14 protein-coding genes and 1 pseudogene are annotated in these 14,291 nt (G+C 56.7%); 2 read left to right on the plus strand and 13 right to left on the minus strand.

Going from position 1 to position 14,291, the window contains the following annotated elements:
• Nucleotides 1-258, plus strand: a pseudogene (locus P3T17_RS30830) (xanthine dehydrogenase family protein molybdopterin-binding subunit); the annotation flags it as partial.
• A 346-nt stretch (nucleotides 259-604) separates the two neighbouring features.
• Here P3T17_RS30830 and P3T17_RS30835 read toward each other — a convergent pair.
• From P3T17_RS30835 to P3T17_RS30895, 13 genes are all read right to left on the minus strand, one after another.
• Entirely contained in the window at nucleotides 605-1,030 is a 426-nt protein-coding gene (locus tag P3T17_RS30835; protein ID WP_429410389.1) for a GNAT family N-acetyltransferase, read from the minus strand.
• Between the two features lie 193 nt (nucleotides 1,031-1,223).
• Entirely contained in the window at nucleotides 1,224-1,685 is a 462-nt protein-coding gene (locus tag P3T17_RS30840) for a GNAT family N-acetyltransferase (RefSeq protein ID WP_429410391.1), read from the minus strand.
• 554 nt (nucleotides 1,686-2,239) lie between these two features.
• Nucleotides 2,240-2,644, minus strand: a complete 405-nt coding sequence (locus P3T17_RS30845) for an ASCH domain-containing protein (protein ID WP_429410393.1) — start codon at nucleotides 2,642-2,644, stop codon at nucleotides 2,240-2,242.
• Between the two features lie 128 nt (nucleotides 2,645-2,772).
• Nucleotides 2,773-3,339, minus strand: coding sequence for an NUDIX domain-containing protein (locus P3T17_RS30850; protein WP_429410395.1), 567 nt, complete (start codon nucleotides 3,337-3,339; stop codon nucleotides 2,773-2,775).
• Nucleotides 3,340-4,057: 718 nt separating this feature from the next.
• Nucleotides 4,058-4,783: a CPBP family intramembrane glutamic endopeptidase gene (locus P3T17_RS30855; protein ID WP_429410397.1), complete on the minus strand. Its 726-nt coding sequence runs from the start codon at nucleotides 4,781-4,783 to the stop codon at nucleotides 4,058-4,060.
• 465 nt (nucleotides 4,784-5,248) lie between these two features.
• On the minus strand, nucleotides 5,249-6,079 hold the full coding sequence (locus tag P3T17_RS30860) for a class I SAM-dependent methyltransferase (protein ID WP_429410399.1): 831 nt from the start codon (nucleotides 6,077-6,079) through the stop codon (nucleotides 5,249-5,251).
• Nucleotides 6,080-6,376: 297 nt separating this feature from the next.
• Nucleotides 6,377-7,459, minus strand: coding sequence for an alpha/beta fold hydrolase (locus tag P3T17_RS30865; RefSeq protein ID WP_429410401.1), 1,083 nt, complete (start codon nucleotides 7,457-7,459; stop codon nucleotides 6,377-6,379).
• A 156-nt stretch (nucleotides 7,460-7,615) separates the two neighbouring features.
• Nucleotides 7,616-8,377 carry an AraC family transcriptional regulator gene (locus P3T17_RS30870; RefSeq protein WP_429410403.1) on the minus strand — a complete coding sequence of 254 codons (762 nt, stop codon included), beginning with the start codon at nucleotides 8,375-8,377 and terminating at the stop codon, nucleotides 7,616-7,618.
• Between the two features lie 280 nt (nucleotides 8,378-8,657).
• Nucleotides 8,658-8,795 carry a hypothetical protein gene (locus P3T17_RS30875; protein ID WP_429410405.1) on the minus strand — a complete coding sequence of 46 codons (138 nt, stop codon included), beginning with the start codon at nucleotides 8,793-8,795 and terminating at the stop codon, nucleotides 8,658-8,660.
• 43 nt (nucleotides 8,796-8,838) lie between these two features.
• Nucleotides 8,839-10,359 (minus strand): hypothetical protein, encoded by a 1,521-nt coding sequence (locus P3T17_RS30880; protein WP_429410407.1) that lies wholly within the window; start codon nucleotides 10,357-10,359, stop codon nucleotides 8,839-8,841.
• Nucleotide 10,360: 1 nt separating this feature from the next.
• Nucleotides 10,361-11,257, minus strand: a complete 897-nt coding sequence (locus P3T17_RS30885; RefSeq protein WP_429410409.1) for an ABC transporter ATP-binding protein — start codon at nucleotides 11,255-11,257, stop codon at nucleotides 10,361-10,363.
• Complete coding sequence (locus P3T17_RS30890) at nucleotides 11,254-11,808, minus strand: GntR family transcriptional regulator (protein WP_429410411.1); 555 nt, start codon at nucleotides 11,806-11,808, stop codon at nucleotides 11,254-11,256. The genes P3T17_RS30885 and P3T17_RS30890 overlap by 4 nt, the downstream gene beginning before the upstream one ends.
• A 290-nt stretch (nucleotides 11,809-12,098) precedes the next feature.
• Complete coding sequence (locus tag P3T17_RS30895; protein ID WP_429410413.1) at nucleotides 12,099-12,545, minus strand: GNAT family N-acetyltransferase; 447 nt, start codon at nucleotides 12,543-12,545, stop codon at nucleotides 12,099-12,101.
• A gap of 801 nt (nucleotides 12,546-13,346) precedes the next feature.
• Between P3T17_RS30895 and P3T17_RS30900 the strand changes: the two genes are divergently transcribed.
• A complete protein-coding gene (locus P3T17_RS30900) occupies nucleotides 13,347-14,087 on the plus strand; it encodes a Type 1 glutamine amidotransferase-like domain-containing protein (RefSeq protein WP_429410415.1) in 741 nt (246 codons plus the stop codon).
• Nucleotides 14,088-14,291 lie beyond the last annotated feature (204 nt).

Consider the following 14,291-nt stretch of genomic DNA (forward strand, 5'->3'; position numbering starts at 1 on the left):
GAGCCGGCTCTGGGCCGCTGGATTTCGAAAGACCTGGCCGGCGTTGCGCTGCCCGTGAACGCAGACATTCCGCCGGCCATCGATGTCGGGTTCGTTGACGAATACGACGCCAACTCCGGACCGCTCGGCGCCAAAGGTATCGGAGAACTCTGCGCCACAGGGGTTGCCGCCGCCGTCGCCAACGCGGTCTACGACGCCATCGGCGTGCGGGTGCGCGAATTACCGATCACACCCAATAAGTTGATGGGCGGTTTGTAGAAGCTGCCGGTTCCCCGATATGGACATGGGGAGCACGGAGGCCGTTGCGACCCGCCCGCCGTTAGCGACTCATTCCATCCATCTTGAGCGCATTCTTGAGGACCTTCTCGCGTCGCCGAAGACCTGACGGCACGCCGTTACTTGCGACTGTAAGGGGTGTGTCCCGCCTCGGTGGAGGGCAGAGTTATGCGAGCTCATGTGGGCGCCTGTAGAACCGGAGCTTCGGCGCTCACGCGCCAAGACATAGTTTGCGGCGTTTCTGCCGTTCGACTTGACGCAAAGCGGACCTTCAACCCACCGTTCAGGACGTTGCACGCAGAGCTTAGGGCCGCGCCGAGGCCGCACCCTATTGACGCCTGTCATCGAGCCTTTTATGCAGATAGTGCCGCTCATGTTTGCCGCTGAACTCCTCAAGTCGGCCAAACTCGCTATAGCCCAGCTTTTCATAAAAACCGCGCGCCTGAAAACTGAACGTATCGAGAAAGGCGTGCTTGCAGCCTCGCTGACGGGCTTCGTTCTCTGCGGCATTCAGTAGTTGCGATGCGTGTCCCGCATTGCGATGCGCCTCGCTGACCCATACGACGTGGACTTCGAGATATTGCCAGTAGGTATCGGCCAGCAAGCCGCCGACGACACTGCCGTCCGCGTCGCGTGCAAACACGCGCAGCAACTTGAAGTCTTTTACGGTAAACGCGGCATTGTACGCGCGCAGTTGCGATACGACGAACGCATCATCGTGTTCATTCTGTGCGTCGGTGACTTCGATTTTCATGATTGATTGGCGCGATACCCGGAGAGCGAAGAGTAGCAAAGTGCCCTTGCTCCGCGCAAACCAGTAGCTGGATTGTCGACGAGGCACGCAAGATCGTTGAAGGGCTCCTCCTGGTTGGCTAGTGACAAATCCGTCTGGGCATGAACCAATGCGGGATGGCCTACCGCTCGTAACCGGCTCGCGACGGTGCCCCTCAAATGGACGGGGCGAACTGCCGGCGGTATTTCACAAATCCGCGCTTGAGGTCGGCACGGAACCCGACATGCTCGAAGAATCTGTGGGCATTCGGGCGGTGGGCTGAACTAAGCAGCATCATCTTCGAACAATTCCGCGACAGGCAATATTGCTCAACCTCACGTAGCAGAGCCTGCCCAATTCCATTTCCGCGGCATCGATGATCGACGACAAGATTCTCGATCACGGCGAAAGGTTGGTCCGCGTACATCACGTCTGCGCAGAGAGAGACCAGTACCGTAGCGCGGACGTCGCCATCAATCTCGCAGACGAACAGCCGAGTGCGAGCGTCTTCCGCGATCATTTGAATCTGCGACTCTGTGACATTCACGTTCACATCGTCCACCAACTGGCAATACAGCGACTGGAGGGCCGCAGCGTCTGTGCGGTCCGCCAGGCGGACGATCGGGAGGTAGCTCATGATGTATCGTGAACGTGTCGGAAACAGCACCAAGTTTAAATCACTCGAACTGCCGACTGGCGACCTTGTCCCTGTCTGCTGCTTGTCGACGGTCTAGCAAGCGCCCTCGACCGATGGCTCGTGGCCAAGCAGTTCCTCACGCGATGGACATATGCGGCACATGCTGCGAGATACAGCGTGGGGCTTCCCACGACTTGCGCGTGGCATATCGCAATAATTTCGGTGCTCGATGCTTCCTGGAAGGGACCGCCGCTCCAGTCTCCGAACCGTTCAATATCGCGGAATCCGGCTAACTTGATGCTGCTCGCCAGTTCGTCGCGAGACGTGAAGCGCAACCGGCTTTTGCTGATCTGCTGCGTGTTGTCGCGACCGAAAACATAATGAGTCTCAAACTCCACGAATGGTTCAGAAACTGCAATGCAATCGTGAAAGACGTCAGATACGCGACCCTGAGCGGTCTTCCCGCTTTCTCAATCGCGGACCTTCAGGAGTCGAAGACCCACAGCTTCATTTGAAGGACCACCAACTATCCTCCCGGCCTTGTATTTTTGGTATCAGTCAGTGACTTCACGCGCTACGATCTCGACCAATTCAAAATGAAGAGTCATCAGTTCGAAATGGTCATGCAGGTCTTCGTGCGGCATGCACCGAATATGGACTTCCCGGAATTCTTCGGCACTGGAGAATGTCTCGCCACGCCAGACCTCTTCCGGAATATCGCCAAATTTGATCGAATAGACTTTGGTCGCTTTGATGATGCAGCGAAGCCTCTGCTTCAAATCGTAGACCTCAATGAAGTCACCCGGGGCATAACCGCCGTCGCCGTATTCGCCGTACGGTTTGTAATACTCCGCGACCGTATCGGCGGTAACGGTCTTGCGACCCTCCATGACGGCGCGCGGCAAACTGTCGTCGTCTTCGTTAGCGCCCCAAAAAGTCAATCTCTTTCTTCTGTTCATCCGCATCCTTGCTTGTGGTTGCTTCCTCAAGCCGCTATTGATTCTGGACGGTTCGAGCGGGTGCATCGAAGGGCCGCATAAGCTGAACCCAAGGGTCTATCAGTCGGCAAGGTGGCTCGACGATGTTCCTAGAATGCGCGAAACAAATCGTCTTTCGGATACGGTAGTGCCAGTTCCGGCATATCGTGCCTTCCGAAATACTGGGTGGACTTGGTTTCGGAATCGGTGGGCACTCCGGAGCCGCCGATGATTTTGCATTGAAACAGCGTCACTACGTATTCGACATGATCGCCACTTGGATATGTGTATCGGAACGACCGCCCGCCGAACACGCCTAGAATGCTGTGAATGCAAACAGCATATCCTGTTTCCTCCATTACCTCTCGGACGATTGCTTCTTGCGGGCTTTCTCCCAATTCAATTCCGCCGGCTGGCAAACTCCATGCCTCACCTGATGACTTTTCCTGAAGGAGCAGTTTGCCTTCGTGATCGTGAATCACGGCTGCAACGGAGGGACTCAATATCAAACCACTGCCAACCTTTTTCCTCAGCCGACTGATGTAGCTTTCGTTATCATCGTGCAGCGACACCTTCGCCCCCAAATGAGTTTGTAGCTGTCCGATTGTCGGCGATTTGTGAGAGGCCGTCGACCGTCTCTTCATGGCCGGGTTGCTCTTGCGGTTGGGACGGTCCATTTGGTCAGCGCCAACGACCAGTAATCAGTGTCCGCGCTAAACATTGTGGATTTTGCTCATGGCGGACGCGGAGCGGCAGTTGACATGTTTAATTCGCGTCCCGGAGATCGCTGCCCAGTAAGCTTTCGCGGCAGTCCGTGCGGAACTGGTCCGCGAGTTGACGATTTGAATGTCGCAAAGTTGACAGGATTATTGCGTACTACGCCAGACGGGTGGCCTTCAATCATCCACGGTCAAAGTGGCGAAAGAACAGATATAGGGAGATTGCGGCAACTAGCCAAAACACAGCCTTGACAATCGATGGAGTCGTGCCCGTTCCGAAGTGCCGGCTATACCAGAGGCTTAAGCTCTCAAGCGCCATGCCCGAAACCAGCGCCACGGCGATGTACACCACTACTCCAGCGACTGTCACTCTTCCTGTTTCATGGTACCCAATGACGATCCCTATCAATGTCGTGGGGATCAAAAGAGATATGGTTCGCTTGAATGTTTCCGCCAGCATGGCTTCCTCTAGGGCTCTTGAGTTCTCGCAAGATTTTACCGTCGGCTACATCATTGGAAGACAGTATTTCGCTCGCTTGCATATTTCGTCTTCGCGCGCTGATGGAATCGCAGCCCAGAACGCAAGCACGGGCCATCACGTTCGCACCGGAAATCAAGGTTGCAGGTTCCTCGCCACATCTTGGTCCGGGGATGGGGAAAATAGTCCGGACGTTGATCAGGCTGTCTGTCTTGTTCTCAATGACATGGCCGCCCCGGTCTTCGGGAGCGTAAGCAGGACGATAAGCGCAAGTATCCCTATCGCAGGTATCGCCAGCAGACTGCCTTCCGGGCCCGTTGCCCCGCCGCTAAACCAGCTGGGTCCGATTGCCTGGCTGGTCAGAAAATGACCGGAGACCATTCTCCCGCTATCCGCTGCGCCGAATAAAAAGGACTCGCTCCAGTCCCACGCGGCATGCATGCCCGCGGCCCACCAGAGCGACCCTGTGCGCCAGATCGCGAAGCAGGCAACCAGACCGAACAGCACTACCTGAACGAGACCGAGAATGCTTTCATTGGGATTGAATGCGTGGACGAAGCCAAACGCCAAGGAAGTCCGGACGGCTGCGGCAACGGCGCCGACGTCCCGAGCGAGCTTGAAGAACACGTAGCCTCGGAAAATCAGCTCTTCGGACCACCCGACCAGTATAAACACGAGCGCCCAAAGCATTCCCGACGCGATCGGCGAGCCGCCGAGGCTTTCCGAGCGCGTGACGTTCGCGCCTCCGGTCAGAACCAAAGCGGTCATCGTCCCAGACAGTGCCAGTGTGCCTACCAACAGTCCGAATCCGAAGTGAACGGTGCGGTGTCTTGCGTCCAGGCCGTAAGCGAGCCAAGGCTCCTTCTCGAACCCGCTGGTGACTTTGGTCGCAACCAGCGCCGCGCCGCAGAAAGTCACTCGCATCAGTAATTCGTGACCAGGTGTCATTGTTGCACCGTGAACGCGCAACGAGTAATGAAAAAGGTATGCGACACCGGCTACGGCCGACGTTACCAGCAGAAAGACCGCATAGAACAAGCGGATGCAGCGCCGGGTACGTAAGCGCCCATGAACTGCGAGGCTGGACGAAATGCGATTCCGAAAAGAATGGAGGGCGTTCCGAATGGGATTGTTCTTCATGTGCGTCTTGTTTTTTGTCGAAAAATTCAACCATCAAGTTTTGCGTTTTACTGATCGCCGGTCTTCCATCAGAGCGCCGTAGTTATCTAATGATTTGCTTGTGCCTTCAGGCAGGCGGTGTTTTCATGGTTGCGGAGAGGTCAGTCTATGGCATATCACCTAGGGCGAGCGGATACTTGCTGCACAAAAAAATGGCTATACCTGCCAAAGCTTCCATGTTGCTGCTAGGAGGCGGAATTGCCCCGCTCTTTAGCTCACATCGGAACGACATGACGCGGTATATACGACAGTGACAAAATTGCGTGCCACCACCCCGCCAAATTCCAAGTCCGCAATGCGCTCTAGCCTTTTCATCAAGATTTCCCTCTCTGTCTGAGGCAATTGAGCCACAGGGGAGAAGGTGCTCGTCAGTGCCAGTACCTGACTCGTCGTCTGGGTCGTTGTCCAGTGAATAAGTTCATGGGATACAGATGCAAATCCTGCCCCCCGCAATTGGGCCTTACGCGTCTCAGCATCCAGAGCAAACGGGACTTGCGACTCACTACCGTGCGAAGGGCTGCGCCAAAGATTCGCGAACAGGGAACGAGTCCTGCGCTGGAACTCATCTTCACGCGAGGAATCCCCAAAAATTGTCCACCACATGGCCCATTGACCGCCCGGCTTGAGGAGTCGTTTGGCCTTAGCAAGAGCACTTTCCTGCTCCAGCCAGTGAAACGAAGTCGCGGCAATACCAAGGTCAAACTTCTCGTCCGAGAAATCCACGTCTTCGAACGCTGCTATATGAAGAGAGAGGCGGCCTGGTGTCTTTGATTTGCACTTCGCGAGCAGCACCTCGGCGAGACGGTTATCTGGCTCAATGGCCGTTACCGCACAGCCAAGGTCGAGTAGTCTTTTGGTTGCTTGTCCCGTGCCTGGACCAATTTCGAACACCCGGGTCGACGGGGTCGCCCTGCAAGTCGTCCGCAGGATGTCATAGACGCGAGCAGGGTAATCGGGACGACCTTCAGCATAACCGTTGGCATCGTTACCGAAAACCGTGCGTCCCGCAGACTGTTCTATCCGTTTTGACGAGGCGAGCATTGCCGACCCTTCCTTAATAGCGCTGGTTTGTGGACGATTGTCAGCGATTCAGGTGACCAGTGTCGACTGGCCATTAGTGGCCGATCCCTGTCTCATGCATGCTGCATGGATTGCCAGCAGCTCAGACGGCTGCGTTCGGCAGCACGCGACCCGCAACGGCCCGCGGGATTTCTCCTGAGCGGACATTCACGCGCTACGGGTCAGGGGCAACGACGCGATGTCGCGTGCCACATCACCGTTCCGCGGAGACATCTTCGTGCTCGGGGGCGTACCTGGCGACAACGCATGAAACGAGTCTTACGGATTTGCTCCGGGCGCTTGCGCCAATGGCCGGATGTACTCGACAAGGTTGACCAATACTTCGCCCGGGGCCTCATCGAATATTGTATGTGCAGCGTGTCTGATCAGAAAGAAGCGCTTGCCAGGCGCATGGATGCGCGAGAAGTACTCGGATGCGACGCTCGTGGGCGTGGTCCGGTCGTGCGCTCCGGCAATGATGAAGATGGGGCATTGATAGTCAGTGAAATTGTCGAAATTCACATCGAGCGCGCCGGGCACAAGCGCGCGTTGTGAAAGCCTTTCTCCCACCAATACAGCGGCAGCATCGGCGTCCGTATACTCGGGACTCAAGGCATCCAGCACGTTCCGGTCGTCGCGAGACTGCCCGTAAATCAAACCGCCAAGCATGAGATTCCATTTTCGTTCGGTGCCGACCTTATGGAGCAAGGAATTGAGATCTGGGCCGGGATAAGGGGCCAAGGCTTCCAGCTCGCTGACCGCGGTCGTGTTCTGTTGCTCCTTTGCCTCCGCCAGCGTCTCGGCGTATCCGACCTCCTCGTTGCGTCTGCCATTTACGACCTGGCTAACGCCGATATAGGCATAGAGCCATCCCGGATGCCGTTGCGCAACCTTAAGCCCGAGGATGCTTCCCCATGAATGGCCCAGCACGAAGATCTTGTCTTTTCCGTAGGTGTGCCTGAGATACTGGATCAGTTCCTCGGTGTCTGCCTGCATCCGTTCAACCGACATGTCGGGATCGGGCTTGAGTCCAGCGCTGACGAGCGTCTTGCCGGTTCCTCTTTGATCCCATTGAACGACCGTAAAGTAGTCCTCCCAGGCTCGCTGAAATGCCCAGCTCTCCGGCATCATGGTCGAACCCGGTCCACCGTGAATGAACAGCAGGATCGGATTCGCGGGCGACGTGCCTCGCACGCTGATCCATTGCTTGATGCCGCCTATGTCGATGGCTTTCAACTCGTTGATACTGCCAGGCGGAAGTGCCTCAGCTCTCGCCACGACAGTGCGAGGATCAACCGGTGCGGAATCGTCCGCGAACGCCATCGATCCCGGTCCGAAAGTCTGAAATGCCAGGGCGAGCATCGCTATGCCCGCGAGTATTGCGCGACGAAATCCCATGATGCCTTCCTGACTGAGCTTGCTTTTAGATCGAGACAACGCAATACCTTCAACGCAGGTGCAACACCGCGCCGTGGTATTTAACCCGTAGCTTAGGTTTCGCGGAACAACATTGTCTTGTCAAAAATTGACGCGCCGGAATTGTCCTGGCGTCATTCCCATGAAGCGAACGAATGCCTTGGTGAAATGTGCCTGATCGGCGAAACCGGCCTCCAGCGCTACTTCTATGATCGGCTGGCCGGCACGCAACAGCTTGCGCGCGTAGCCGATTCGCTGTTGCATTTGCCAGGCTAGAGGCGGCAACCCGGTCTGCTGGTGAAACGAGCGCACCAGATGAGCGGGCGAAATGCCCTCGGAAGCAGCGAGATGCCCAAGATCCGGCACGACGCCGAGATCGTCGAGCATGCGGTCCTGTAACCGCCTTGTGCGGGACGATGAGCCCGATCGGCCGTCCAGCCGGGTTGTGCCCGACATGGCCTCGGACAAGCTATGCAGTAGCGACACACACCTTTCTTCGATCTCCGGCCCCGCCGGATCGGATGCGATCGATATCAGCTTGCGAGTGAGGTCGGGACGGGCGACATAGGGCTTTGCAAACTCGAACGACGAGTGAAAATACTCTTCGAACGCCGCGGGTCTTATATAAAGGGATGCGCAACGCCACACGTCTGTGCCAAGAAGGTGGCTCGACTGGATCTCGCCGGGGTTATACGTCGTCAGAGTGTGGGTATCGGCCTCGAAGGTTTTGCCGTCGATCCAGACGCGCTCGTGCCCATTCAGATTGGCGCTGACGACAAACTCGTCGTGGGTATGCTTCGGAATACTTCCTGTCGAAACGCAAACGCAACCGAGTTCGAGCAATGAGTTTCGAAAGCTAATCATGGGAGAACCGTTAGCGATAGGCGAGAAATCTATAACCTTGCGGCAGTTCCGACTCTAGATCGATAACCCCACGAATTGTATCTGGGGAACTTCATGAGATGCTGCGCACGTGACTTTTGCAGCCATCCCCGGGGACCGCCACAACGGTCGGATCGCTGTGGGGAGATTGTCGACGATTGGCGCATTGGTGTCGAGTGACCGGAACTGGCCGAACTCGGGCCGACGGCGAACGGCCCTGATCGCACTTCAACGGTCCTTCGCGTTGCTCGAAAGCAGCCATTCACTGGCCAAAAACCTCCAGCATCGTGATGCGTTCCAGCGTCACGCCGGCGGCGAGCAACGCGTCTCTCTGCAGCACTACGCTTTGCGACCGGTCCGATTTCGACACCCCGATATAACCGGCCAGATCATCGGACAACCCCGCCTGAAAACTTGCGGCAGCATGATCCGCATATGTGTCATCACGACCCGGCAGAGCGAGTCAAATCCGTAAGCCTCACCTGGGGAAGGACAACTGTCTGGATGAAGCGACCGGCTGCCCTATAGCTAGTAAGGGTAAGCGGCCTGATACCGGCGCCGTCCGCCGTGGGGAGTTGCACTACGAACTGGCCAGGGTCGGTCAGAGCCGCCGTATTGAGGCCCCACTGTGTAGATGTCGCCCAACATCTCGTTTGCGGCGCGCCGATCGAAGCGCCGGCGGGATCGAGCGCCGATGCCGCGATGCACTTTGAGCTATTCGTGGCCGGAAAACAATATAGGTCGACGACCTGGTCATTGGCGGGACTGAGCCGTGTTTCGCATACGCCGAAACCGGCAACCTTTTGTGGGGCGCCGAAGGGAAGCGCGGCTTTAACGGTTGCGACCGGGGCATAGGAGTTTAGTAGATAGGTCAGAGTCAACCGCCCCAGCGTGTTCTTGAATTTTGCGAATACGTCACTCGGCAGATTGACCGCTTGATAGTTCGACTTGTGGCCATTGCTCGTGCCGTCGAAGGTATTGCCCAGGAGGTTGCTGACCTGATGGGGCGGATAGGCAGACGCGACCGATATGATGCCGCTATATAACGGCTTGCCGTCGTTACTGGCGATACTAAGGATGACTCTATTGATCGTGACTATACGGTTCGGGTCGACCACCACCTTAAGCGGAACGTAGATGACAGGGTCGCCGAGCTGCTGGGCCTTGCCGATCACCTCGGCCTTGGACTGGTCGTCGAACGACAGGCGGATCGGGCCGCCCGTCGTCACTTTGCCGTAATCAGTGAAGCGTAGGATCAGACGGCCTGCTAATGTCGGCGTGAACATCACCGTAATCGCGCAAATTGTTGCCACGGCGAGGACGCCACGCGAAGTCGTCGTGTTCCGGCGGCTGTATTGCAGGCCAAGGATGAGTGCGCTCGCAATAACAAGGATAGCCATGAGCGCTAGTTGAACAGGCCAGTTGTCAAGGTCAACCATCCCGCCATCGGTCACTATGAAGCCGGCAATCCATATCAGAAAGATCGCGAAAACGATGCCTGCGGCCTGGGACCAGCTAGCGGTGATCGTGCCGACGGCTAATGCGGGCAAACCGACACCGATGAATATGACGAGCGCCGTATAGGCCGACGCACTGATTGCCGGCTGCGTATCTAGCCCATGTATAAGGCCGACGCCAAGGTCGAAAACAAAGGTCGGCAAGAAGGTCACGAGGGCGGCGAAAGCAATTTTATCTAGCGCGAGGTCGCTTCGACGGATCGGCCGGATCAGCCAGTCGTCATTGTTCGACACAATGGGGTCGCTCTGTACGACCACAATGATCGCGAAGCCTGCCACCACAGCGAACGCCAGATCGCTGAACGTGTGTAGTAACACCAATTCCAGTGGCTCAGCGAAGATCCCCATGTGCAGGATGATCCAGGCCGCCGCGATTTTCAGAGCCAACACCGCTGCTACGTACGGCCAATGCAGTCTCAAATCTTTTTTCAAAATATGCAGCCACATATCATCTCCCCGTCATTTGTTCGGCCCGCGCGAACGCGGTGAATATCGACCTTAGGTCCATCGGCTCGGCCTGAACGAATTTGACGTCGCCGAATACGGTGGCCATTTCAGATGCCAGCTGATCTTCGGCGAACGCCGTATGCACAAAGCTCGCAACATTGCCCGAGGTACCGGGATCGATCCACGCCCTGGGCCAGGTATCGGGAGGACGGGCCGGCGATTGCAACGTGACGCGAATCAAGCGTACGCGCGCGTTCAGGACCTCGATCGATTCTTCGAACAGCAGGCGACCCTGGTTAAGAAAACCGACGTCGCTAACGAAACCCTCGATGTCGTTCAGTTCGTGCGATGAGATGAAGATAGTGAGGTCTTCAGCATGGCTCAGCACGCTTTCGACCAGGTCGTCGCGTACCAGCGGGTCTAAGCCGCTAAACGGCTCATCCAGCACCAGCAGCTTTGGTTTGAAGGCCAGGGCGGCAACAAGCGCGAGCTTGATACGCATACCATGTGAAAGGGCGCGGATTTTCCGCTCCATCGGCAGATTGAACCGTCTCAGCATGGCTTTTTCAAGCGCTTCGTCCCAATTCGAATAAAACGGTCTCACGTAATCGAGATAGGTACCCACGGCCATTTGCCCAGGAAGCACCTGGTTCTCCGAGACATAGCCGATCTGGTTAAGGTGGCGGCTCGTGAGTTCACGTGATGGCGTGCCCATCACGGTGAGATCACCCCGTGTCGGCGCCAGGATGTTCATCATCATCTTGATCGTGGTCGTCTTGCCGGCGCCATTGGCGCCAATCAGCGCATAGACGCTTCCCTCATCGACCGAAAAACTCAGGCCGCTGAGCGCCTCAGACGGGCCGAAGCGCTTCTCGATATTGCGGGCCTCGATGATCATTTTTGTGTTCCCCTCGCTATGTCGATCTGGTTCCAACGCTCAACGATGGCGTCGAGCAATTCCGCCTGCGTAAGGCCGACGCGACGTGCGCCGACCACCAGTGCCTCGACTTCGTGCCCTAGCAGTTGCGCCTTTTCGCCAGGGCGAGCCTGGGGCGGCTCGCAGACGACTGTCCCAATTCCCGGCCGCGCCTCGAGCCAACCTTCGTGAATCAGATGCTGGATGATCTTGTGAGCCGTGTTCGGGTGAATCTTCAGGTCCGCCGCCAACGCCCTGACCGACGGAAACTCCTGCCCCGGCAGGTAATCGCCGCTGATGAAGGCGCGCTTGGCGGCAAAGACCACGGCGTCAAATATCGACTGACCAGATTGCGGCTTGTAATCGAATGGTGTCATATTTATAATGTGACACATGGTACACCAGAGTGTCAACGAGCATTCGTCGTTGTCATGTATGTCGTTTTGGTCTGCTGGCGTCCGCGATTTAATGCTTCGGAACGATCCGGAGGATGCTTGATCTTCCTGCGCATAAGCATCGAAGATCGCACTCATCAGATAGGCGAGGTTTTCTAAAGTAGGAACCGGCCTGTTTGAAGCTGCAGTTCTGTCACCGGGCTGAGGTCCGGTATGGACCATATCAGCACACGGCGGGGATAGATCAAATTGTTCACGATCTTCATTGCGGCTCCGAGGGTCCCTTCATGGCCGATCCCTGTCTCATGCATGCTGCATGAATTGCCGCCAGCTCAGACGGCTGCGTTCGGCAGCACGCGAGCCCGAGCTGTCCTTCAACTCTCTCGATAGGAGACGTTCGCAGTGGTCTGGCCATCGGGCTCAACGGTTCAGGCGAGTGTCTTGGTCATCAGGCTACGTCTGCTATCTCGTGTTTCGCAGCAGTAACCGAGTTTCGCGTAGAGCGGGCCGGCAGCGTGGTTTGCATCGTGGACTACCAACGAAACTTTGGCGAAGCCTTCGGCCGCTGCTTGCCGTTCGAAGTAAATGACCGCCTTCGTCCCGAGACCTTGCCGACGGAATGCCGGCACGATCTGAAGATCGGCAAGGTGTAGCGCATCGGGATCACGCTCCCAACGTAAGTAGCCAGCGCGCGTTCCTTCGAATGTGATGATCGTCTTTGTGCCGCGCTCCCACGACTGAAGAAAATCGTTCCGCGACCAGTCTGGTACGGGTATGCCAACGACATCAGGAAGGCTGGTCTTGACCAAATCGTAGATGAAGTCTTGATCTTCATGTACTGCGGGTCTGAAGATCAGGAGCAGGCTTGTTTGCATAAGGACGATGCTCTAGAGCCTTGGACTTCAAATCGTCAGAGACTTTTTCCCAGGCGATAGTCCGCGCTCGATAAGCTTGGTCGGATGAATCGGCGCATGGCTTAGGTCGCGTCCTTGCGCCGAATCCGCTCGATGTAGTACTTGGCGACCCAACCGTATAGCGCAATGAACGCCACTCCACCCGCTCGACTGAAAAACGACCCGTGCTCCGCATTGAGACCAAGCGCAGTCCAAGCGCCCCAAGTGACGAAAGCCGCACATATCGTGAACGCAAAAACCGCAAGAAGAATAGATTTTTTCACTTGCACCTCTCGTCAATCGCTAACGCGGATTATATCGATTGAAAGGCCGTGCTCGATATTGACTTTAGTTCTTGTGCAGGGGTAATTCACTGGACGCACGGTGGTTGGCCGACAGCTTTCGGCCACCGATTGCTTTTCTCCGCGACATGGGCGCCCTATTGCGCGCGAAATGTACGTCGATTGTCGACGGTGTATGCCACATCGTCGAACGCCCCTTCCTGGCCGGACCCCATATCATGCAATCAGCATATATGGCAGATGCTTCGCAATGCGACGACCGGCGGCGTGCGACCCATAGCCTCCCTAGCGACCAAAATGGGGCAATCAATACTAGAAAGGTCCCGAACGCGGGCATGAAGTCAAGCCTATGCCCAAATACCGCTCAGCCACCGCCGGAATCTGCATCTGAAAAATAAAACGGACCATTGTCGAATATGGCGGTCGCCGTTCGTCAACCTGATGAGATGCTAAACATGCTCATAGAAAGGAGGGAAACCGTATGAAATTTCTTCTGACGTCCGGCGGCATCACCAACGCCAGCATCCACGCCGCACTTGTTGATCTGTTGGGCAAGCCGATCGCCGAGTGCAGCGCGCTCTTCATTCCTACTGCCATGTATGCCTATCCGCGACATGCTGCCATGGCGTGGCAGGCGTTCGCTGGAAAAGCGCGAAGCCCGTTGTGCGAACTGGGCTGGAAGTCGCTGGGTGTACTGGAACTCACCGCACTGCCGAGCCTCTCTAAAAAAGATTGGATCCCCCTGGTGGAAGAGGCGGATGTCCTGTTGGTGTGGGGCGGTGACCCTATCTATCTGGCTGACTGGATGCGTCGTTCCGGCCTCGTCGAGCTATTGCCTTCACTGCGCGATGAACTGGTTTACGTGGGCGTTAGCGCCGGTAGCATGGCGGTGTCCTCGACATTTTCAGAAAACTACAGTCGGCCGCCCAGTGGTAATCGCGACGCGCTGACCTCTGAGAGCTTCTCGTTCGCAACTGCAGAGGGTGAGGTCTCAAGCCTCCTGGTCACGGCCCACGGAGCAGGCTGGGTTGACTTTGCATTGATCCCGCATTTGGACAATCCGGATCATCCGGATGCCTCCTTGCAGAATGCTGAAAAATGGGCTGCCAGGATACCGGCGCCGGTCTATGCCATTGATGATCAGACCGCCATCGCAGTCACTCATAGTGCCGTCCAGGTTGTTTCAGAAGGTCAGTGGAAATTGTTTTTGCCGACTGCGTAGAGGGGCGCATGCGTGGCGGCGAAGAAAAGAAAGGGCGCTTTCTTTCAAAGAAAAATCCCTTGGACAACTGGAGACGGTGAGCCGGCCGGCATCGAGCAGCCACGATATCGCGCGGAGCTTTGCTTTCGACCCCAAGCGGTCCTTCAGTTCGCTTCTTGGGATGTCCCAACGGCGACCAAGAGCGGTCGATCCATCCATGCGCCT

Source organism: Paraburkholderia sp. GAS82 (assembly GCF_050436285.1).
Lineage (GTDB): Bacteria > Pseudomonadota > Gammaproteobacteria > Burkholderiales > Burkholderiaceae > Paraburkholderia > Paraburkholderia phenazinium_B.

Coding starts and splice junctions, on each gene's coding strand:
- P3T17_RS30835 (WP_429410389.1), bottom strand. CDS start 1,030: ATGAAAATCGAAGTCACCGACGCACAGAATGAACACGATGATGCGTTC.
- P3T17_RS30840 (WP_429410391.1), bottom strand. CDS start 1,685: ATGAGCTACCTCCCGATCGTCCGCCTGGCGGACCGCACAGACGCTGCG.
- P3T17_RS30845 (WP_429410393.1), bottom strand. CDS start 2,644: ATGAACAGAAGAAAGAGATTGACTTTTTGGGGCGCTAACGAAGACGAC.
- P3T17_RS30850 (WP_429410395.1), bottom strand. CDS start 3,339: ATGGACCGTCCCAACCGCAAGAGCAACCCGGCCATGAAGAGACGGTCG.
- P3T17_RS30855 (WP_429410397.1), bottom strand. CDS start 4,783: ATGCGAGTGACTTTCTGCGGCGCGGCGCTGGTTGCGACCAAAGTCACC.
- P3T17_RS30860 (WP_429410399.1), bottom strand. CDS start 6,079: ATGCTCGCCTCGTCAAAACGGATAGAACAGTCTGCGGGACGCACGGTT.
- P3T17_RS30865 (WP_429410401.1), bottom strand. CDS start 7,459: ATGCTCGCCCTGGCATTTCAGACTTTCGGACCGGGATCGATGGCGTTC.
- P3T17_RS30870 (WP_429410403.1), bottom strand. CDS start 8,377: ATGATTAGCTTTCGAAACTCATTGCTCGAACTCGGTTGCGTTTGCGTT.
- P3T17_RS30880 (WP_429410407.1), bottom strand. CDS start 10,359: ATGTGGCTGCATATTTTGAAAAAAGATTTGAGACTGCATTGGCCGTAC.
- P3T17_RS30885 (WP_429410409.1), bottom strand. CDS start 11,257: ATGATCATCGAGGCCCGCAATATCGAGAAGCGCTTCGGCCCGTCTGAG.
- P3T17_RS30890 (WP_429410411.1), bottom strand. CDS start 11,808: ATGAGTGCGATCTTCGATGCTTATGCGCAGGAAGATCAAGCATCCTCC.
- P3T17_RS30895 (WP_429410413.1), bottom strand. CDS start 12,545: ATGCAAACAAGCCTGCTCCTGATCTTCAGACCCGCAGTACATGAAGAT.
- P3T17_RS30900 (WP_429410415.1), top strand. CDS start 13,347: ATGAAATTTCTTCTGACGTCCGGCGGCATCACCAACGCCAGCATCCAC.